This window comes from Paenibacillus luteus, from assembly GCF_006542765.1.
GTDB classification, from domain to species: Bacteria; Bacillota; Bacilli; order Paenibacillales; family Paenibacillaceae; genus Pristimantibacillus; species Pristimantibacillus luteus.
Genome location: NZ_SKCD01000005.1, coordinates 12,127 through 32,073, shown reverse-complemented (window position 1 = coordinate 32,073; position 19,947 = coordinate 12,127). Strand labels below are relative to the sequence as shown.

The 19,947-nt window shown below is 49.5% G+C and carries 18 protein-coding genes and 1 tRNA gene; 16 read left to right on the top strand and 3 right to left on the bottom strand.

The window, feature by feature from the left end; all coding sequences use genetic code 11:
• Positions 1 to 52: 52 nt before the first annotated feature.
• Positions 53 to 901, bottom strand: a complete 849-nt coding sequence (locus E0496_RS03580) for an AraC family transcriptional regulator (RefSeq protein WP_141500306.1) — start codon at positions 899 to 901, stop codon at positions 53 to 55.
• Positions 902 to 1,022: 121 nt separating this feature from the next.
• Here E0496_RS03580 and E0496_RS03575 point away from each other — a divergent pair, with 121 nt between their 5' ends.
• The 14 genes from E0496_RS03575 (at position 1,023) to E0496_RS03510 (ending at position 17,909) form a co-directional block, all read left to right on the top strand.
• Complete coding sequence (locus tag E0496_RS03575; RefSeq protein ID WP_141500305.1) at positions 1,023 to 3,095, top strand: beta-galactosidase; 2,073 nt, start codon at positions 1,023 to 1,025, stop codon at positions 3,093 to 3,095.
• Between the two features lie 310 nt (positions 3,096 to 3,405).
• On the top strand, positions 3,406 to 4,683 hold the full coding sequence (locus E0496_RS03570) for a methyl-accepting chemotaxis protein (RefSeq protein WP_161601294.1): 1,278 nt from the start codon (positions 3,406 to 3,408) through the stop codon (positions 4,681 to 4,683).
• 99 nt (positions 4,684 to 4,782) lie between these two features.
• A complete protein-coding gene (locus E0496_RS03565) occupies positions 4,783 to 5,784 on the top strand; it encodes a PstS family phosphate ABC transporter substrate-binding protein (RefSeq protein WP_139995325.1) in 1,002 nt (333 codons plus the stop codon).
• Positions 5,785 to 5,974: 190 nt separating this feature from the next.
• Positions 5,975 to 6,838, top strand: a complete 864-nt coding sequence (pstC, locus tag E0496_RS03560; RefSeq protein ID WP_241674566.1) for a phosphate ABC transporter permease subunit PstC — start codon at positions 5,975 to 5,977, stop codon at positions 6,836 to 6,838.
• A gap of 1 nt (position 6,839) precedes the next feature.
• A complete protein-coding gene (gene pstA / locus E0496_RS03555; protein WP_141500303.1) occupies positions 6,840 to 7,715 on the top strand; it encodes a phosphate ABC transporter permease PstA in 876 nt (291 codons plus the stop codon).
• 45 nt (positions 7,716 to 7,760) lie between these two features.
• Positions 7,761 to 8,516 (top strand): phosphate ABC transporter ATP-binding protein PstB, encoded by a 756-nt coding sequence (gene pstB, locus E0496_RS03550; protein WP_138755402.1) that lies wholly within the window; start codon positions 7,761 to 7,763, stop codon positions 8,514 to 8,516.
• A gap of 121 nt (positions 8,517 to 8,637) precedes the next feature.
• Positions 8,638 to 9,297: a phosphate signaling complex protein PhoU gene (phoU, locus tag E0496_RS03545; RefSeq protein ID WP_139995601.1), complete on the top strand. Its 660-nt coding sequence runs from the start codon at positions 8,638 to 8,640 to the stop codon at positions 9,295 to 9,297.
• A gap of 192 nt (positions 9,298 to 9,489) precedes the next feature.
• The gene (locus E0496_RS03540; protein ID WP_141500302.1) at positions 9,490 to 10,995 is read left to right on the top strand and encodes a GGDEF domain-containing protein; all 1,506 of its coding nucleotides are present in this window, start codon (positions 9,490 to 9,492) and stop codon (positions 10,993 to 10,995) included.
• Positions 10,992 to 12,206: an EAL domain-containing protein gene (locus E0496_RS03535; protein ID WP_141500301.1), complete on the top strand. Its 1,215-nt coding sequence runs from the start codon at positions 10,992 to 10,994 to the stop codon at positions 12,204 to 12,206. Before E0496_RS03540 ends, E0496_RS03535 begins: the two co-directional genes overlap by 4 nt.
• A gap of 112 nt (positions 12,207 to 12,318) precedes the next feature.
• Positions 12,319 to 14,997, top strand: coding sequence for a DNA polymerase I (gene polA / locus E0496_RS03530; RefSeq protein WP_141500300.1), 2,679 nt, complete (start codon positions 12,319 to 12,321; stop codon positions 14,995 to 14,997).
• A 48-nt stretch (positions 14,998 to 15,045) separates the two neighbouring features.
• Positions 15,046 to 15,891, top strand: a complete 846-nt coding sequence (gene mutM / locus E0496_RS03525; RefSeq protein WP_141500299.1) for a DNA-formamidopyrimidine glycosylase — start codon at positions 15,046 to 15,048, stop codon at positions 15,889 to 15,891.
• Positions 15,892 to 16,029: 138 nt separating this feature from the next.
• Positions 16,030 to 16,734: a sporulation membrane protein YtaF gene (gene ytaF / locus E0496_RS03520; protein ID WP_241674556.1), complete on the top strand. Its 705-nt coding sequence runs from the start codon at positions 16,030 to 16,032 to the stop codon at positions 16,732 to 16,734.
• A 15-nt stretch (positions 16,735 to 16,749) separates the two neighbouring features.
• The gene (gene coaE / locus E0496_RS03515; RefSeq protein WP_141500297.1) at positions 16,750 to 17,346 is read left to right on the top strand and encodes a dephospho-CoA kinase; all 597 of its coding nucleotides are present in this window, start codon (positions 16,750 to 16,752) and stop codon (positions 17,344 to 17,346) included.
• On the top strand, positions 17,343 to 17,909 hold the full coding sequence (locus E0496_RS03510) for a lytic transglycosylase domain-containing protein (protein WP_141500411.1): 567 nt from the start codon (positions 17,343 to 17,345) through the stop codon (positions 17,907 to 17,909). The genes coaE and E0496_RS03510 overlap by 4 nt, the downstream gene beginning before the upstream one ends.
• Before the next feature lie 106 nt (positions 17,910 to 18,015).
• Here E0496_RS03510 and E0496_RS03505 read toward each other — a convergent pair whose 3' ends face one another.
• Positions 18,016 to 18,234 carry an alpha/beta-type small acid-soluble spore protein gene (locus E0496_RS03505; RefSeq protein ID WP_141500296.1) on the bottom strand — a complete coding sequence of 73 codons (219 nt, stop codon included), beginning with the start codon at positions 18,232 to 18,234 and terminating at the stop codon, positions 18,016 to 18,018.
• A gap of 143 nt (positions 18,235 to 18,377) precedes the next feature.
• Between E0496_RS03505 and nrdR the strand changes: the two genes are divergently transcribed.
• Complete coding sequence (nrdR, locus tag E0496_RS03500; RefSeq protein WP_139995307.1) at positions 18,378 to 18,860, top strand: transcriptional regulator NrdR; 483 nt, start codon at positions 18,378 to 18,380, stop codon at positions 18,858 to 18,860.
• Positions 18,861 to 18,965: 105 nt separating this feature from the next.
• Positions 18,966 to 19,041 (top strand) — tRNA-Ala (locus E0496_RS03495).
• A 358-nt stretch (positions 19,042 to 19,399) separates the two neighbouring features.
• Here E0496_RS03495 and E0496_RS03490 read toward each other — a convergent pair.
• Entirely contained in the window at positions 19,400 to 19,846 is a 447-nt protein-coding gene (locus E0496_RS03490) for a hypothetical protein (protein ID WP_206669703.1), read from the bottom strand.
• Positions 19,847 to 19,947 lie beyond the last annotated feature (101 nt).

Sequence of the window (19,947 nt, the reverse complement as noted above, 5' to 3'; positions counted from 1 at the left end):
TTTTTCATTCATCTATATAGTTAGCAGTCTGTAATCGCACGTCACACAACTGTTAGCGCATGCCGTGTATCTTCTTGAACTGTTCAGGGCTGAGCCCTTCAAGCTGCCGGAAGACGGAGCTGAAATAGCTGGGCGAGTCGAAGCCGACGCGATGGGCGATTTCATGCATGCGGATGTCGCTCTCGCGGAACATGAGTTCCTTGCTGCGATTGACCCGCTCACGGTTCACATACGCCATTGGCCTCATCTTCAAAGCCTTCTTGAACAGCAAACATAAATATTGCGGTGTCACATCGATGCATGCGGCGAGGTCCTTAATTGTAATAAGCCCATGATAATGGGCTTCTATATAATGAAGGACAGGCTGCAGCTTCAAATAATTTTGCTCCACGGAATGTGAGCTGACAAGAATAACCTTCATCAAATCGAGCAAAAACATGTAAACCAGCTTCGAGCATTCGAGTCCGAGAAAGGATCGGCCGGATTGCGTCATCGCATAGATATTTTTCATATGGGTAACAATCATATCATGATCAGCCGTGGAATAAACACCCGATTGCGTAATGCCAGCTTGCTGGAACAGCGTTTCGGTCAGATCCCCTCTAAAGCTCATCCAAATAATCTCCCAAGGCTCCTGGGTGGAATAATATTCATGCTGCTCGTTTGGAAAAAGGCAGAAGCCTTGTCCAGCCCGGACGGTCATTTTCTGGTCCCCTATACGAAGCTCGCCAGCACCAGCCAGCACCTGAAGCCATTGAAAATGAGGATACCCGCCTGGCCGGTCAATCGACTCTTGGTTGCTCCAATGTCCGATGCTTGTCAAATAAACCGGCAAAGCCGTGTCCGTCTCACTTAGCGTGGGAAATACCATGGTGTCGATAGCGATAACCTCCTGTTTCATATTTTTAAAGATATGCGAAAATACTATTATATTGTTGATCACATGAACGAGTTATAATATGAATATCATTATAGTATAACCAATGAAGGCTGCATACAAGATGAAACTGGAGGTTGTTGAAATGAGCTTGAAATTCCCCCCGATTAGTGGAAAAATACCGCAAATGCTGCACGGTGCAGATTATAATCCAGACCAATGGCAGAAGTATCCGGAGGTGCTGGAGGAAGATATCCGCCTAATGAAGCTAGCGCATTGCAACGTGATGGCCGTTGGTATTTTCGCATGGATGGCGCTTGAGCCAGAGGAAGGCTTATTTACATTTGACTGGCTTGACACGCTGCTTGATAAATTTGCCGCTAACGGCATCTACGCGCTGCTCGCTACGCCAAGCGGAGCACGCCCAGTGTGGATGTCACAGAAATATCCGGAAGTGCTGCGCGTAGCGCCTAACGGCATTCGTCATCTGCATGGTTCCCGTCATAATCACTGTTTCAGTTCTCCGGTCTACCGTGAGAAAGTAAAGATTATGAATACGAAGCTGGCGGAACGTTATTCGCAGCATCCTGCTGTGATTGGCTGGCATATTTCAAATGAGCTTAACGGCGAATGCCATTGTTCTTATTGTGAAGAAGCTTTCCGCGACTGGCTGAAAAATAAATACCAAACGATCGATGCGCTGAACGATGCATGGTGGACGACTTTCTGGAGCCACACGTATACGGATTGGAGCCAGATTGAATCACCGACGGCTCGCGGCGAGAATGCAGTTCATTGCCAGAATGTAGATTGGAAAAGATTCGTTACGGATCAAACGGTTGATTTCTGCACCAAGGAAATTGAGCCGCTTCGCGCAGCGAACAGTGAGCTTCCGATTACGACAAACTTTATGCTTGATTATGAGCCAATCAACTATTGGAAGTTCACCGAGCTGCTTGATGTCATTTCATGGGATGCCTATCCAACCTGGCATGATAACGGCTTAGACGACAGCGAGCTTGCTGCCTGGATCGGATTCAACCATGATGTGTTCCGTTCGCTTGGCGGCGGCAAGCCGTTCATGCTAATGGAGAGCACGCCTAGCATGACGAACTGGCAGCAGGTCAGCAAGCTGAAGCGCCCAGGCATGCACATGCTTTCTTCAATGCAAGCGGTAGCACATGGTTCCGACACGGTGCAATACTTCCAGTGGCGCAAGAGCAGAGGCTCCAGCGAAAAGCTGCACGGCGCGGTCGTAGACCATGTCGGCCATGAGAATACACGCGTATTCCGCGACGTAGCGGAGCTGGGTTCCGCGCTTGAGAAGCTAACCGAAGTCGTTGGCACAACCGTGAAGCCGGAGGTTGCTATCATTCACGACTGGGAGAACCGTTGGGCAGTGAAGGACTCGCAAGGCCCTCGCAACGGCGGCCTTCATTATGAAGAAACGGTCAAACGCCACTACCGTCCGTTCTGGGATCTTGGCGTTCCGGTTGATATTATTGATTCGGAATGTGAGTTTGATCAATACAAGCTGCTCGTGGCTCCGATGCTTTATATGGTTCGTCCGGGCGTAGGCGAGCGTATCGAGCGTTTTGTCGAAAATGGCGGGACATTTGTAGCGACCTACTGGACAGGCATTGTGGATGACAAAGACCTCTGCTTCCTGAATGGTTTCCCAGGGCCGCTTCGCAAGACGCTTGGCATCTGGTCGGAGGAAATGGATTCGCTGCATGACCACGATACGAATCGCGTCGTTATGCACGACGGCAATTCATTGGGGCTTGGCGGCGAATATACGGCGCGCGAGCTATGCGATCTTATCCATCTTGAAGGCGCGGAGGCACTTGCGGTTTATGGCGAGGATTTCTATGCAGGCCGCCCTGCATTGACGGTTAACAAGTTGGGCGAAGGCAAAGCGTATTATGTAGCTTCCCGCAACGATGCCGTGTTCACGAATGATTTCCTATCCGCCTTGGTGAAGCAAGAGGGCATTAAGCGTGTAGTGGAAACCGATTTGCCGGATGGCGTAACCGCTCAACTGCGTACGGATGGCACTAGTGATTTTGTGTTTGTATCCAACTTTACAGGAAATGAGATTGCCCTCAAACTTGACGGACGCAGCTATACGGATTTATTGACGAGCGTTGCGGTAGCAGAAAGCATTGACCTTGCTGCGTACAGCGTCCGTATTCTGAAACGCGCATCCCAGTCATAATCTCAAAGGAACAAAAAGATTAATTGAATGAAGGATTATCATTATGTTGGTGGAATGAAATAACTTCCCGTTCATTTTCTGATTCTAAACTGAAAAGCCGATTGAAGCGTATGTTCCGATACGCCTCAATCGGTTTTTTTGCGCCTATAGGACTGATTGCCCTACTATGATTTGCTGTTTTCGGTTTCATTTACTGAATTCCTATAAAATATTGTCGAATTTAACATTGCGATAACAATTCTGCACATTGCTGTTGATGCTTCGGACCTATAGTGATTGCAAGAGGAAAAAGAAGGAAGGGTGAGGCTGAGTGACAGCGACTGTTCTGGAAAAGGAAAAAAACACGGACATGGCAAAGCAAGAGAATGCTGAAGCAAACACACCGTCTAGCGGAGCTAAATTACAGCAGGTCAATCAGGAGCTTAGAAGTGCGTCTGGAACATCAGCTATGAATGGACAAGCCCTTATGGAGAAGCCAGGGGAGGCAGCTCAAATGGAGGATAGGCCTAAAGCTGGCAAGGGGGCAAAGCTGCAGCATTTCTTGCGGCAGGTTCCGACGATTACAGCAGAGCAAACCTGCCGGGAAACGATCGGCGTCTTTAAGAAGCATCCGGATTGTGAATGCTTGATTGTTACGGGAGAGAAAAGGGAGCCCATTGGCCTCATGATGCGTAACCGCTTCTTCTTGAAGCTCGGCCATCGCTTCAGCGCAGACCTCTATGACGATAAGCCGATTACGAAGCTGATGGACGCAAGCCCGTTGATGGTGGATTATGAATTTTCTCCGCAGCAGCTGATCGATAGTGCGTTAAGCCGCCATGAGAGCGTCCTTTACGACTGCGTAATCGTTACTTTACATCAACGGCTAGCAGGTGTACTGACTGTCTCCGATATGCTAAAGCTTTCTCGCTTATTGCAGCAGGAGGCTGTCGATGCACAAATGAGCGTTATTCGTTCAGCGGAGGAGCGCGTGAATGAGATTGAACAAGCCGTGAGCAGCGTTCGGGAATCAACCTCGCAGGGCGAGACGCTATCTGTTGAGATGGTGGATCTGACGCTTTCGGGTAAGAATGAGCTGGATAAGGTGACAAAGGCCTTTGGCGCAATTGCGGCACATTCAGAACAGCAAGAAAATCGGATGACCGAGCTGCAAGCGGAAGCGGGCTCTATCAGCAAAGTATCTCAATCGATTAAAGAGCTTGCGGAGCAAAGCAACCTGCTTGCGCTGAATGCATCTATTGAAGCAGCCCGCGCAGGGGAGCACGGGCGCGGATTTGCGGTAGTCGCAGGCGAAGTGATGAAGATGGCTAGCCAAACGAAGCTGTTTGCCAACGAGATTACGATTTTGACCAAAACGATTCTAGAAGCGATCGCGCAAACGACTTCGCTTGCGCATGCTGGACGCTCCGAGACGGCAGCTAGCGAAGCGCATGTCAACGAGGCCGTTGAGACATTTAACCGATTGTTCCGTGCAGCGGCGGACAACCGGAACAGCGCGAAGGAGATTGGCACGTTATCTGAGCAAGCGCATCAGCAATCGGTTCATGTCGCGGGAGAAATGAAAAAATTGCAGCAATCTTATTTTTAACATGGAGTTTACAAAAACAGAATACAAGGTTTACAAACGGCTAGTAGTATAAGAGGCACAGGGGCTGACCCTAAGAGAAAAATAAGAGGAGTGGTAGAGTTGTTTAAGAAGAAAGGCTTTAAGGGGATCTTGATGTTGTCGATGGTGGTGCTGCTCGCATTTGCGGCTGCATGCGGTAATAATACAAATGGCGGAAATACAGGCTCAGAAAATACAGGCTCTACGAATAACGCAGCTACAAACGCACCAACGAATGATGCGGTTAAATTGTCGGGCGAAATTAAAATTGACGGTTCCAGCACCGTGTTCCCTCTAACGGAAGCAGCTGCGGAAGAATTCAACAAAGAACACAAAGACGTTCGCGTTCCTGTTGGCGTATCGGGTACAGGCGGCGGCTTCAAACAATTTTGCGCAGGCGAGATCGCAATTGCAGATGCATCCAGAACAATTAAGGATGAAGAAGCAGCAGCTTGCCAAACCGCGGGCATCGAGTACACTGAGCTTTCGGTAGCATTCGACGGTCTGTCGGTAGTCGTTAGCAAAGACAATGACTTCATCGACCACTTGACAGTGGAAGAGCTGAACAAAATTTTCGTAACAGGCAGCACGGTTGCAACTTGGAAAGACGTTCGTGATTCCTTCCCGGCTGAGCCAATCGTTATGTTCTCGCCAGGCGCTGACTCCGGAACTTACGACTATTTTAACGAAGCTATTCTTGAAAAAGCAGGTATCCGTAACGATAAAGCGATCAGCTTCTCCGAAGATGACAACGCGCTTGTACAAGGCGTAGCAGGCAGCAAATACGGCATTGGCTACTTCGGTTTTGCTTACTTCGAAGAAAACCAAGATAAATTGAAAGTCGTTCCAGTAGAAGCAGGCAAAGGCGCGATTACACCAACTTACGACACTATCAAAGATGGCAGCTACGCTCCATTGTCCCGTCCGCTCTTCATCTACGTTAACAAAAAAGAGCTTGAGCGTCCTGAAGTGAAAGAATTCGTAAAATACTACATCAACAACATTGGAACATTTGCAGGCGAAGTTGGTTATGTTTCCCTTCCAGATGAGCAATACGCTACGGAAGCGGCAAAAATCCAATAAGCAGCAAAACGCAGGACGAAAAAAATGTGGTGTCTCGAGGGACATCACATTTTTCTCGGCACATATGTAAACGAATTGTAAAGGCAAGAAGGGGGACGCCGCAATGCCAGGCCAAGGGTTACAAACGGTTAGCAAGGCTCAAACAGCTAGCAAGGAAATTTATGATTTCAAAAATAAACGCGTAAGCATCATGAATAAAGTGATGCCTATCCTGTTGTTTCTATGCGCTTCGGTTTCCGTGCTTACAACGATAGGAATTGTCGTCACACTCATCTCGGAAACGTATCAATTCTTTCAGAAAATACCGATTTTTGATTTCTTGTTTGGGACCAAATGGTCACCGTTAATCCCGCCAAAAAGCTTCGGCGTTCTTCCGCTTCTTTCCGGCACGCTTATGATTACGTTTATCGCTTGCCTAGTCGCTATTCCACTCGGTCTAGCGAGCGCCATTTACTTATCGGAATATGCGCCAAAGCGGGTACGCAAGATCGTTAAGCCGATTCTTGAGGTGCTTGCCGGCGTTCCGACCATCGTATACGGCTACTTTGCGCTTAGCCTAGTAACACCGCTTATTCAAAGTATTTTTCACAGTGCGGGAGTATTTAATGCACTTAGTGCCGGTATCGTTGTCGGCATCATGATTATTCCAATGGTTTCCTCGCTTAGTGAGGATGCGATGTCTTCTGTACCGCGCAGCTTGAGGGACGGCGCTTATGCGCTAGGCGCGACAAGGTTTGAGGTTGCTTTGAAAATCGTTGTGCCCGCTGCGTTCTCCGGTATCGTAGCATCGGCGGTGCTAGCGTTCTCCCGTGCGATCGGGGAGACGATGATCGTAACGGTAGCCGCAGGCTCGACGCCGAACATGACCGTTAATCCGCTGGAGAGCATTCAGACGATGACGGCTTATATCGTACAGGTGAGCCTCGGGGATACACCGCACGGAACGATTGAGTACGGATCGATCTTTGCGGTCGGCATGACGCTGTTCGTCATTACATTCCTGCTCAATATTCTTGCCCAGTACATTGCAAGAAAATTCAGGGAGGAGTACTAGGATGAACATATTTCAAGATGCGAACCGCAAGCAAATCGCAAATAGACGCAAAACCGATTGGTATCTCCATATTTTGTTCGTCATTGCTACTTCGATTGGCGTTCTCGCGCTTTGCGCGTTAATCGTAGATATATTGGTTGATGGCATTGCCCGCCTGCAGCCGGACCTATTCACGAACTTTCCATCCCGCAAGGCGGATGGCTCGGGGATGAAGTCTGCGCTTGTCGGTACGATCTACATGTTGCTGATCATGGCGCCAATCTCTTTCATCTTCGGCGTCGGAGCAGCGATTTATCTCGAGGAATATGCAAAGAAGGGCCGCATTACCCGCATCATCCAGCTCAATATCAGTACGCTGGCTGGCGTTCCTTCAATCGTGTACGGCATCTTGGGCTTAACGCTATTCGTGCGTCTTCTCTCGCTTGATCGCAGCCTAATTGCCGGCGCGCTTACGATGACGCTGCTTGTGCTTCCGATTATTATCGTATCGGCGCAGGAAGCGATTCGCGCGGTACCGAAATCACGCCGCGATGCTTCGTTTGCGCTCGGCGCAACCAAGTGGCAAACGGTCTACCGTTCCGTTATGCCATCCGCCCTGCCCGGCGTATTGACGGGTGTCATTCTGGCGATGTCGCGCGCAATCGGCGAGACGGCACCGCTCGTTATGATTGGAGCTTTGACCTACGTTGCCTTTCTGCCGGATGGCCTCAAGGATTCGTTTACCGTAATTCCGATTCAAGTGTACAACTGGCTCTCCAAGCCTCAGCTGGAGTTTAAGGAGCTGGCAGCCAGCGGTATTATCGTGTTGCTCGCGCTTCTGCTGCTGATGAACTTCTCGGCGATTTTGCTTCGCAACAAGTATCAGAAGAACGTTTAACGAAAATAGCAAGCGGAAGCACACACATTTTAGGAGGAATACGAAATGGAAGCACTTATTAATATTAACAAATTGAATTTGTTCTACGGCGCTTTCCACGCTTTGAAGGATGTATCGCTAACGATTCCGGAGAAGGCCATCACGGCATTTATCGGACCTTCCGGCTGTGGCAAATCAACGCTGCTTCGGACGCTGAACCGTATGAATGACATGATTCCCGGCACACGTATTGAAGGCGGAATAGCAATCGGCGGTACGGAGATCTATTCGAATGAGGTTGACGTAGAGACGCTTCGCAAAAAGGTAGGCATGGTATTCCAGCAGCCGAACCCGTTCCCGAAATCAATCTACGACAACGTAGCTTACGGCCCCCGCCTGCATGGCATTACAAGTAAGCGCGAGCTCGATGAGATCGTTGAAACCAGCTTGAAGTCCGCTGTACTGTGGGAAGAGGTTAAGGATCACTTGAAGCGTTCCGCGTTCGGACTGTCCGGTGGACAGCAGCAGCGTCTGTGTATTGCACGCGCGCTTGCAGTAAACCCGAATATTTTGCTGATGGACGAGGCTACTTCTGCGCTTGACCCGATTTCCACGCTGAAAATCGAGGAGCTTGCCCAAGAGCTGAAGGATAAGTACACCATTGTTATGGTTACCCACAATATGCACCAGGCTGCGCGCGTATCGAACCAAACCGTATTTTTCCTCAATGGCGAGGTGATTGAATATTCGGATACGGAGAAGCTGTTCTCCAACCCGACCGATCAGCGCACCGAGGATTATATTAGCGGACGCTTCGGCTGAGCAGCCGCACTTCAGGCATCATAGGACGGCATTCAAACCATGTATGTACGCATGAGCAATGATAGGCTTGCAAGCAGAATGCAAGCGCGCTTGACCAACCTTTAGGAGGAATGCCGCTGTGATGACCACGCGTAAGGAATTTGATCTTGGACTTGAACATCTTCATAATTTGCTTATTGATATGGGAACTTTTGTGGAGAAGGCGCTCGTTGAATCGATGGAAGCATTAAAATCCGTTGATGTGGCCCGTGCGAAGCAAGTAATTGTGAATGATCCGTCGCTAAATCAAATGGAAGAAAAAATTACGGAGATCGGCTCGAAACTGATCGCAACCCAGCAGCCGGTGGCGAAGGATTTGCGCCGGATATTGTCCGCATTTAAGATCGCCAGTGATTTGGAGCGAATGGGCGATCTGTCCGTGGATATCGCCAAAGTCGTGCTGCGCCTCGAAGGGCAGGAGCTCATTAAGCCGCTTATCGATTTGCCGCGCATGGCGGAGATCGTACAGCTGATGACGTATGAATCCATTCAATCATTCATTCAAGAAAATGTGGATTTGGCCTATAAGATGGCGAAGGATGACGATCAGGTCGATGCGCTGTATGGACAAATCACACGTGAGCTGTATTCGCTTATGATGGAAAATCCCCGTAATATCACACAATCTTCGCTGCTCAGCTTCGTTGGCCGTTACCTGGAGAGGTTTGGCGATCATGCGACGAACATCGGCGAGAGCGTCGTGTACCTCGTTACCGGCAATAGGCCGGATTTGAATGTATAACCATTAAACGCCCAAATGGAGGACCATCTAAGAGAAATGACTTAGATGGTCTTTTTTATATATGACGAAAGAACTAAGAAAATGTCGAATTTTACCGAAAGTTAATGCTTTTATGCATCTTACTTCACAAATGGCTGGTAAAGTTATACACAAAGCAACGGAAATAGACGATTGTCAATCGAGGGGATTCGGATGGATGAGGTTGGGGTTGGTTTATTCAATCGGGACATGGTCCGCAGCATTAAGCAGCACTGGCATGACGGCGGCATTGGCGTCATTTATGTTCGATTCCGTATAGGAAACGCGGCTTCCGAGTCTGTGCTGCAGCTCTGGGAAAGCGAAGAACCTAGAATGGCATGGCGCCAGCGGTTGGAATGGGAAAATTTTTATTTATTCGCCAGGCAGCCGAAGGATGAGCCCATCGACAAGCTGATCGAGAAAGCGCAGGAGCGCTTGAACAGCAAGCTCCGGGCGGCCTGGGCTAAAGCGGCAAGCAAGCCAGGTGAAGATAAGGATGTGGAGGTCAGTCTTGGATCGGCGGTGGCATTTCCACCCGCAACGGGACGCTCTTCAGAAACGGTTATTTTCCGGATGTTAATGGATGCCATGGAGCAGAGCGCCTATAACCTTCCGATTGGGACGGAGCATCATGAGATCGGGAGACAAAATGGCGATATGCGCAAGGCGATTGAACCGCAGACGATCGAACCTCAGTTGCAGGGGAAGAGTGTAAGGATTGGTACGCTGGCCGTTCCATTTCCCATTTTTCCAGCACGGGCTAGAGTATCGGAGGTCGCTTACCTGTTCGATACGAACGCGAAGGCACAGGGTGCGGTCATCGTTGACCAAGGTCGGCCAATCGGGATATTGATGAAAGAAAAGCTCCATCAAATGCTGGCGGGACAATTCGGGTTGCCGCTTTACTGGAATAGGCCGGTAGATCGGATTATGAATAATCAACCACTGATTGTTGACGAGCAGCTTCCTGTTGAATATGTATCCCAACTGGCGATGGCAAGGGATTTCTCTCAGCTCTATGACGTCGTTCTTATTACAAAAGAAGGCCAGATGGCCGGCGCGGCTTCCATCCGCTCCATACTGGAGTGCATTACTACGCTGCGGACAGAGGCGGCTCGAACCGCCAATCCTCTAACGGGATTGCCTGGCAATGAGGAGATTCAGCATGAGCTGCAGCAGCGTATTACGCTAAAGAAGCCGTTTGCTGTCATCTATGCGGATTTGGATTATTTTAAATGGTACAACGATTTCTTTGGTTTTGGACTGGGGGACGACCTTATCCGGTACGTAGCTGACTTATTGCGCAGAGAGCGTGAGCGGTTTGACGGGAACGGCGATTTTATCGGGCATATCGGTGGAGATGACTTCATTGCGGTTACGGGCACGGAATACGCAGAGTTGTTATGCCAGACTCTGATCGAGAGATTCGATGAAGGCATCAAGGCTTTCTATGGCGGCGTGGAGGTCACGACGGTTGAGGATCGGCATGGCAATCTCGTGGAACAGGAGGGCGTGACACTCTCCTTGTCGCTTATGCTGTGGGATGGGGAAGTCCCGCTTGCTGCGGAGGATATTCCTCGCCTTGCAGCCAAGCTGAAGAAACAAGCAAAGGCCCGAAAAGGAAGCGTCTATGTCATGGACCAAATAATAGGAATGCATCATGGAGAGGAACGAAAGTGAACGTGAGACAACTTCGGGAGTTAGGACAGACAACTGATGCGGAAAACGAATGTTCGGGCCATTTGGGCATGATCTATTTGTCTTGGCACCACACGGCTGCTAGTCAGAGGAGCAGCACAGCATCTTTTCAAGAGCGATGGCATCAATTTGCAGAACGTGAAGCAGAAGCTGTATTTCACAGCTCCATGCTTTATGAGGGGCTGCAATGGATGCAGGATGATCTGTTCATTCATATGCGTCTGCCAGCGGGCAGCCAAGTTCAACTGGAGGAATGGCTGCTGGACTTTGCGCATAAGCATACGGAGGCTTGGGAGCAGCAGTTTGCGCAAGAATGGGGCAGCGAGAAAGAATCTTTATCCATAGGAAAGCTGCATGTAGGCGTTGCGGTCGTTGAAGTTGGGGCGGGACTATCGGATGGCTTAATCTGGTATGAGGTAATGAAAAAAGCGATTTTGCATGGTCAGTCCGCCGGAGCGATGAAGCGCAGCCTAATGCGCCGGGCATTGGACCGCTTGATCGGAGAGAGGCTCATCGAGCCCGTCTATCAGCCGATTGTATCACTGCATAGCCAAGGAGAAATTTTCGGATATGAGGCGTTAGCTCGGACTGCGGATCGGACATGGTTTCCGGGACCAATGGAGCTGTTTCAATTTGCAGAGCAAGAAGGCTTGACCTATTCGCTCGACAGGCTGGCAAGGGAGAAGGCGATAGACGGGTGCATCCCGCTGAGACAGGGACAGAAGCTGTTTATCAATGTTATGGCGCAAATCATGGAAGACCCGGATTTCTCGCCTGGGCAGACGCTCAGCTTGCTTGAGCAGCACCGGCTGTCGCCGCATAATGTTGTGTTTGAAATTACGGAACGAAGCTCGATTGCTGATTTTGGGTCCGTGAAGAAGGTGCTGGAGCATTATCGCAGCCAAGGCTACCAAATCGCGATCGATGACGTGGGGGCAGGCTACTCGTCACTGCAGTCGATCATCGAGCTGCGTCCGGATTATTTGAAGGTGGATCGGTCCATCATTCAAAACATCGATCTGGATGAGATGAAGGAGCATATCCTGTACACCTTAATTCAGCTGGCGGCCAAAATGGGCATCGCCATCATTGCGGAAGGGATTGAGCGGGAAGAGGAGCTGGCCAAGGTGCGGGAGCTTGGCGTTGCTTATGCACAGGGTTATTTGCTCGGCAGGCCTGCGGCTTTCCTGTAAAAGGACCTATGACGAAGAGAGAGGGCTTTCCTAAGGCGGCGATGCTTGGGAATAGCCCTTTTTGTGGTATACTTAGAGGTATGTATGCTACATAAAGAAGGTGTTGATTCCCATGGAAAAATGGATGCTTATTGATGGAAACAGTATTGCTTACCGCGCATTCTTCGCAATGCCTCCGCTAACCAATTCGGCGGGGCAGCACACGAATGCGATCTTTGGTTTTACGACCATGCTGCTTAAGCTGCTTGAGCAAGAGAAGCCGACTCATGTGCTTGTCGCATTTGATGCTGGCAAAATTACGTTCCGCCACGAAGGCTATACCGAATATAAAGGCGGCAGGCAAAAGACGCCGCCAGAGTTGTCTGAGCAATTTCCGGTTCTTAAGGATTTGCTGAATGCGTTCAGCATTTCGCAATATGAGCTTTCCGGCTATGAAGCCGATGATATTATTGGCACGATGACCAAAGCTGCGGACGAGAAGGGCGTACCAACATTTGTCGTCACTGGCGATAAGGATATGCTGCAGCTGGCGTCGGATAAGGTGACCATTGCGGTTACCCGTAAGGGTGTCAGCGAGGTAGATCTCTATACGCCAGAGGCGATTCAGGAGAAATACGGCTTGGTGCCGATGCAAATTATTGATCTTAAAGGGCTCATGGGCGATACGTCCGACAACATTCCCGGCGTTCCGGGCGTAGGCGAGAAAACAGCTCTGAAGCTGCTGCATGAGCATGGCTCGGTAGAGAGTGTCCTGGACAACCTTGACACGCTGAAAGGAAAACTCAAGGAAAATATCGAGAATCACAAGGATGACGCGACGATGAGCAAGCGTCTGGCGACGATTTTCCGCGAGGTGCCGATGGAGAAGGGCATCGAGGAAATCCGCTACGATGGCTATGACGGCAAGAAGCTGGCTGAGGCGTTCCGCAAGCTGGAATTCAAATCGCTGATCGAACGGCTGCAGCTAGGCGATGATGCTGGCGATATGGAGGAGCAGGCGCAGGCTGCGGCTGCGGAGCTGAATATCCATGTGATTGAATCGGACAAGGATGCTGCTGTTCTGGATAATCTGATTGAGCTGCTCGGGCAATCGGACAAAAACGGCTTGTACGTGGAAGCCATAGGCGAGAATCCGCATCAAGCCAAGCTGATCGGTCTTGCGATTGCTACGGAGCACGAGGTATTTGCGCTTCCTTATTCCGTTGTGAAGGAGCCTTTCGCAGCGAAGCTTCGCAACTGGCTGGAGCAGGCGGACAAGCCGAAGTATGGCTTTGACCAGCATAAGGTCGAGCTTGCGCTCAGATGGAGCGGAATTAACTTTGAAGGCGCCGCATTTGATGTGCAGCTTGCCGCTTATTTGCTCGACCCGACGGAAGCAAGCCAGACGCTAAGCGGCATTAATGACAAGCAGGGCCTCGCAGCGCTGCCTTCCGATGAATCGGTATATGGCAAAGGCGCGAAGTTTAAAGTGCCAGAGGCAGAGACGCTTTACCGCCATTTGGCACTGAAGGCCGAAGCCGTACGCCAGTTAGTTCCTCTGTTGACGGAGGAGCTTAGCAAGACGGGCATGAGCAAGCTTTATTTTGACATGGAGCATCCGTTGTCCCGTATTCTTGCCGGTATGGAGTTTCTCGGCATCAAGGTGAAAACGGAGGAGCTTGAAGCGCTGGGCCGCAATTTGGAGGGTCAACTGACGACGATCATAAGCAGCGTATACAAGCTTGCCGGGACGGAATTTAATATTGGTTCTCCAAAGCAGCTTGGCGAGATTCTGTTCGAGAAGCTAGGTCTGCCGGCCAAGAAGAAAACAAAGACCGGCTATTCGACGGATGCCGAGGTGCTTGAAGAGCTCGCTCCATACCATGAGATCATTCCGCTTATTTTGCATTTCCGCCAGCTCTCCAAGCTGCAGTCTACGTATGTAGAAGGCCTGCTGAAGGAGGTACGCAAGGAAACGGGCAAGGTGCATACCTATTACCGCCAAACGATTGCGGCTACGGGCCGTCTAAGCAGCCAGTTCCCTAACCTGCAAAACATTCCGATCCGCCTGGAGGAAGGGCGCCAAATCCGTAAAGCTTTCGTGCCGTCCGAGCCGGGCTGGTCCATTCTTGCAGCCGATTACTCTCAAATTGAGCTTCGTGTGCTCGCGCATATTGCCGATGATGAGAATATGAAAGAAGCCTTCATCAACGACATGGATATTCATACGAAGACGGCTATGGACGTGTTCGGCGTGTCTGCCGAGGAAGTGGACTCGAATATGCGCCGTTCCGCAAAGGCGGTTAACTTTGGGATCGTATACGGAATTAGCGATTTTGGCCTATCACAGAACCTAGGGATTACGCGTAAAGAGGCCGGGAAATTTATTGATGACTATAAGGAAGTATTCAAAGGCGTCCGTCAATATATGAGCGATATCGTGAAGCAAGCACGCCAAGATGGTTATGTGGCTACGCTGCTGGAGCGACGCAGATATTTGAACGACATCAACGCTTCAAACTTTAATTTGCGCTCCTTTGCGGAACGTACGGCAATGAATACGCCTATTCAAGGGACTGCGGCGGATATTATCAAGCTGGCTATGGTGCATATGGACGCTGCACTGCGAGAGCGCAAGCTGAAGAGCCGGATGCTGCTTCAGGTACACGATGAGCTCGTGTTCGAGGTGCCTGCGGACGAACTAGAGCTTATGAAGACGCTGGTGCCGGAAGTGATGGCAGGAGCGCTTAAGCTGGATGTTCCGCTCAAAGCGGATATGAGTTTCGGTGACAATTGGTATGAAGCGAAATAGCCCATTTTCGGCCGTTTTCAGGTATAATGGTTATTGAGGTGAGGAGAAATGCCTGAATTGCCAGAGGTAGAGACCGTAAGAAGAACGTTAATTGAACTTGTAGCGGGCAAACGAATCCAATCAGTTACCGTTAGACTCCCGCGTATTATACAGCGTCCCGCAGAACCTGAACAATTCGCGGATGCCCTTGTCGGACATACCATTCAAACGGTGGAGCGCCGCGGCAAGTTTTTGAGAATTATGTTGGATGGATTAGTGCTTGTCTCGCATTTGCGCATGGAGGGACGGTATGGCGTATTCCCATCGGAGGAGCCAATCGAGCTGCATACGCATGTGATTTTCCATTTTGAGGACGGTACGGATCTACGCTATAAGGATGTGCGCCAGTTTGGCACGATGCACCTGTTCCAAACTGGACATGAGCTGGAGCTTCCGCCGCTGAACAAGCTTGGGATTGAACCGCTGGAGCCTGACTTTACCGTGGATGCACTACGCAGCAAGCTGGAGAAACGTGCTTCTAAGATCAAGCCTTTGCTGCTGAATCAAGAGCATATTGTAGGACTTGGCAATATCTATGTGGATGAAGCATTGTTTCAAGCGAAGATCCATCCAGAGAGAACGCCCAATACGCTTAAACCAGCGGAATGGAAGCGATTATACGAAGCGATTCGAACTACTCTAGGAAATGCCGTAGATGCAGGCGGATCATCAATCAAATCTTATGTGAACGGGCAGGGTGAGATGGGCATGTTCCAGCATCAGCTGCTCGTATACGGTAAGAAGGACGAGCCTTGTCCGACCTGTAAGAGACCGATACACAAATTCGTGGTTGGCGGCAGAGGCACCCATATTTGCAGCAAGTGCCAGCCGCTGGCGTTGTCAACGAATGGCTAGACTGAATCAGCATTTATAGCTGTGCATGCACAGACAAATACTCCCCGCATATGATAAGTGTGTTACGAACAATAGGCGAATGACTACTCACCAATAATGGTGAGCTGGGCTGCCGCCGTGCGGGGAGGGACTTTACGATTGTTCGCGCATGTTGCTTCGCTGTTGATTCTTGCTTTTGCCGTTAGTTTAGACGGATTTGGTGTTGGCATTACGTATGGGTTACGAAGAATTCGTATTCCATTGCTGTCGGTCATCATCATCGCGGGCTGTTCAGGACTTATTATTTTCTTATCGATGCAGGTTGGCGGCTGGCTGACCGGTTTTCTCTCTGAATTTGTGGCGAGGCTAATCGGAGCCTGTGTACTTATGCTGATCGGATGCTGGGCGCTATTGCAATGGAGGCGCGGAAGGCAAAATCAAGAGAGTACGGACAGCCAAGGACCATCGGGTACAGGAATTGAAGTCGAAAGGGAATTGCCAACCGGAGATATAGCTGCCGCGGCGTTAGTTGTGATGGTTGAACTGAAGCGTCTGGGCCTCGTCATTCAAATTCTTCGAACTCCGCAAGTGGCTGACGTCGACAAATCGGGTACGATTTCCGCTTCAGAAGCGGTCATGCTCGGCGTTGCGTTATCGCTTGATGCCTTCGGAGCAGGGCTCGGCGCGGCCATGATCGGTTTGCCTTCGTTGCTGACTTCAATTGCGATAATGGCAGCCAGCGCGATTTTTCTAGTGGGTGGCATTCGGTTCGGTTTTCGTTTCTCAGCTTGGAGGGGCATGCAAGCCTTGTCTATGCTGCCAGGTCTATTATTAATCGTAATGGGAATCATGAAGCTGTTATAATTTGAGGTGAAATGGATGAAAATCGGATTAACCGGCGGTATTGCCAGCGGTAAAAGCACAATCGCAAACTTACTCTTAGAACGCGGTGCGCTGCTGGTCGATGCCGATCAAGTCGCAAGGGAAGTCGTTCAACTAGGTGAACCAGCATTAGAGGCAATTGCCTCTACGTTCGGACAAGCCGTACTCGAAACGGATGGCTCGCTTAATCGGAAGGCACTTGGCGATATCGTATTTCGCGATAAAGGTTCACTAGCGCAGCTTGAGGCCATTACCCATCCGGCGATTCGTACCAGCATGCAGGAGCGGATACATAAGTATGCCGAGCAATACCCCAATCGTCTTGTCATTGCAGATGTCCCCTTGTTGTATGAAACCAATCAGGCGCATTTATATGAAGGCATTATGGTGGTGTATGCACCTGCTGCGGTTCAAATTGCACGATTAATGGCACGCAATCTGTATACGGAAGAAGAAGCGAAGCGGCGTGTAGCGCTGCAAATGGATATTGAGCTGAAACGGCAGAAGGCAGAATGGGTCATCGACAACAGCGGAACGCTAGATGAAACAGAGCGGCAGATCAACGAATTTTGGAAGAGCCAGAGATTGCCATGAGAGTGCTGCTGAAGAAAAGAGTGCTGCTTGTGCTGCTGTTGGCGCTGATCACGATTTTGTTTCTAAAGTCTGATTGGCTTGCGGAGTGGATGTATCCCGTGCATTACAAGGAAGATATTCGCGCAAGTGCTGCAAATTACGGTGTAGAGCCGCACTTGGTTGCAGCGATCATTCGTAGTGAAACCAATTATCAAACAGGTAAGGATTCCAAGAAGGGTGCGCTGGGACTGATGCAAATTATGCCGGATACAGCCAATTGGGTTGTTCAGAAGGCTGGTTTTGCTGAAGTAACAGAGGACATGCTTCGGCATCGGGCTGATGTGAGCATTGAGGTAGGGGCTTGGTACTTAAAGTCTTTGGATCAGCAATTCGATCAAAATAAGATCGCAGCCGTAGCGGCTTACAATGCCGGTCCAGGTAATGTTCGGAAGTGGCTTGACTCGGGAGTATGGGACGGTACAATAGATACTGTACAACAGATTCCATTTGGCGAGACCAGACATTATGTACAGCGGGTGTTCTATTATTATAATAAGTACAAGGATTTATATCCCAGCTTTTAAATACGGAACTACACCAAATGCGAAAATACAATGAAGCCTTGGAAGCCCGCCGCTTCATGGGCGGGCTTCCAAGGCTTCCGTTATTCATACAACAATTAATAAAGCATTATTTGTATTGACCAGCAAGGGATTGCTCGGCAATTTGCACCAGGCGACGAGTGATGTATCCACCGATCGAGCCTGCGTCTTTTGTAGCCATGTTGCCGTAGTATCCGTCTTGCGGAATCGCGATGCCTAGCTCTTGAGCAACTTCGTATTTCAATTGATCAAGGGCAGCTGTCGCTTGTGGCACTACCAATTGGTTACTGCTGCGGGATGCGCTCATGTATGTTCACCTCCTTGCGGTTGGTAAAAGTATTATGTGCAAAAATCAAAACTTCATTACAGGAATTACATGGAAATTCAAATTTATTTGAGAAGAGCCGTTTTCAAAGGCTTTTGCAATGAAGAAAGGAGGCGCAACGCAGCATGAAATGCCCATATTGCGACTATGCCGGAACCAAAGTGTTGGATTCCAGGCCCGCCAATGAAAACAAATCAATTCGTCGCCGCCGTGAATGCGAGAAGTGCAGCCGTCGCTTCACGACCTTCGAAATGATTGAAGAAACGCCTCTAATTGTGATCAAAAAAGACGGAAGCCGCGAAGAATTCAGCCGCGATAAGATTTTGCGTGGACTGATTCGCGCCTGTGAGAAGCGCCCAGTGCCAGTAGAGCGACTGGAGGTTATTGTTTCCGAGGTAGAGAAGGAGCTGCGCACAACGGCCCATGCCGAGGTGGACAGCAGCGATATCGGCTCAATCGTCATGAATGAGCTCTATCCCGTCGATGAGGTCGCTTACGTCCGCTTCGCGTCTGTATATCGTCAGTTCAAGGACATCGATATGTTCATGAAGGAGCTTAACAGCCTGCTCTCCAAACACCCGCTTAACGGCATGATAGATAAGGATTGACAAATCTAGCCACCCTGTGCTAAACTCAATCTTGTCGTTATTTGGAGCATATAAGAGTAAATGCTTAACTGCTCAGAAGATGAATACCAGCATTAGATTGATTCTGGGGGCTTAGCTCAGCTGGGAGAGCGCTTGCATGGCATGCAAGAGGTCAGCGGTTCGATCCCGCTAGTCTCCACCAAACCATTCGTTTTAACCACTTCTTCTGAAGTGGTTTTTTTATTGTTTAGTGAAGTCCAGGAAGGGGCAGACCTTCTGCATGGAGCATTAGCATAGGAGCAACGACATCGGAAATTTATGCTGTGCATTACAGCAATGAAATAGCTTCAATGACAGTTCAAACATAATTTCGAAATGCTGAGTTCAGTCTACGCTAACATAATGTGATTTGCACTCGAAGGAATAAAAAAATTGGAGGAGCACGGTGTCTGAATTTAACGCTAAGAGTCCAAGTCCACATCGAGTAATTCCCTAGGCTCCACCAAACAAAACAAATTTTAAAAACGTCAATCAAAGTTTTTTTTTCTACGACGGCACAATCAACAAACAGTCACAGTTTGATCCCAAAGCTCTTCCAATTGTTGTAGAAAAATGAGTGGATTACGATTAAAGCGTCTACGCTGAACGCCTTCGGATAAGCGTTCACTCCATCGCGCTTTGCACTGCGTATAGGTTTCATAGCTCACGGTTCTCAGACGGGCGATGAGGTGTTTTTGACGAAGTGCATCGTCCACAAGTACAATCATTTCTCCGTTTCGAATGATGTAGCGATTCCAATTTCGAAGCCCCGTAATCCGACGGTGACAAGCTTTCGTTCGGCGAAAAAATTGTTCCAGATCATTGTTAGTTCGCGGGATGAAATAATGATTGTAACAGGTAAACAACCCTTTCCAGAATCCGCGGGAATAGTTTGTTATATTGTGGAGCATGACGGAATCATCCTCTTCCGTATACGTCTGTTTGAGCCAGTTCAGCACTTGGCTCATTTCCCATTCCACGGTTTCGCTCGTCTTATCCTCGGCCGGTTCTAGTGCTGCCGCTATATGGACAATCGGCCTCGCCCAACGGGCTACGGCTGCATATCTTG

What these genes read in the sequence shown, in the direction of transcription:
- E0496_RS03580 (WP_141500306.1), bottom strand. Translation starts at nt 901, where the DNA reads ATGAAACAGGAGGTTATCGCTATCGACACCATGGTATTTCCCACGCTA.
- E0496_RS03575 (WP_141500305.1), top strand. Translation starts at nt 1,023, where the DNA reads ATGAGCTTGAAATTCCCCCCGATTAGTGGAAAAATACCGCAAATGCTG.
- pstC (WP_241674566.1), top strand. Translation starts at nt 5,975, where the DNA reads ATGAATAAAGTGATGCCTATCCTGTTGTTTCTATGCGCTTCGGTTTCC.
- pstA (WP_141500303.1), top strand. Translation starts at nt 6,840, where the DNA reads ATGAACATATTTCAAGATGCGAACCGCAAGCAAATCGCAAATAGACGC.
- pstB (WP_138755402.1), top strand. Translation starts at nt 7,761, where the DNA reads ATGGAAGCACTTATTAATATTAACAAATTGAATTTGTTCTACGGCGCT.
- phoU (WP_139995601.1), top strand. Translation starts at nt 8,638, where the DNA reads ATGACCACGCGTAAGGAATTTGATCTTGGACTTGAACATCTTCATAAT.
- E0496_RS03540 (WP_141500302.1), top strand. Translation starts at nt 9,490, where the DNA reads ATGGATGAGGTTGGGGTTGGTTTATTCAATCGGGACATGGTCCGCAGC.
- polA (WP_141500300.1), top strand. Translation starts at nt 12,319, where the DNA reads ATGGAAAAATGGATGCTTATTGATGGAAACAGTATTGCTTACCGCGCA.
- mutM (WP_141500299.1), top strand. Translation starts at nt 15,046, where the DNA reads ATGCCTGAATTGCCAGAGGTAGAGACCGTAAGAAGAACGTTAATTGAA.
- coaE (WP_141500297.1), top strand. Translation starts at nt 16,750, where the DNA reads ATGAAAATCGGATTAACCGGCGGTATTGCCAGCGGTAAAAGCACAATC.
- E0496_RS03510 (WP_141500411.1), top strand. Translation starts at nt 17,343, where the DNA reads ATGAGAGTGCTGCTGAAGAAAAGAGTGCTGCTTGTGCTGCTGTTGGCG.
- E0496_RS03505 (WP_141500296.1), bottom strand. Translation starts at nt 18,234, where the DNA reads ATGAGCGCATCCCGCAGCAGTAACCAATTGGTAGTGCCACAAGCGACA.
- nrdR (WP_139995307.1), top strand. Translation starts at nt 18,378, where the DNA reads ATGAAATGCCCATATTGCGACTATGCCGGAACCAAAGTGTTGGATTCC.
- E0496_RS03490 (WP_206669703.1), bottom strand. Translation starts at nt 19,846, where the DNA reads ATGAGCCAAGTGCTGAACTGGCTCAAACAGACGTATACGGAAGAGGAT.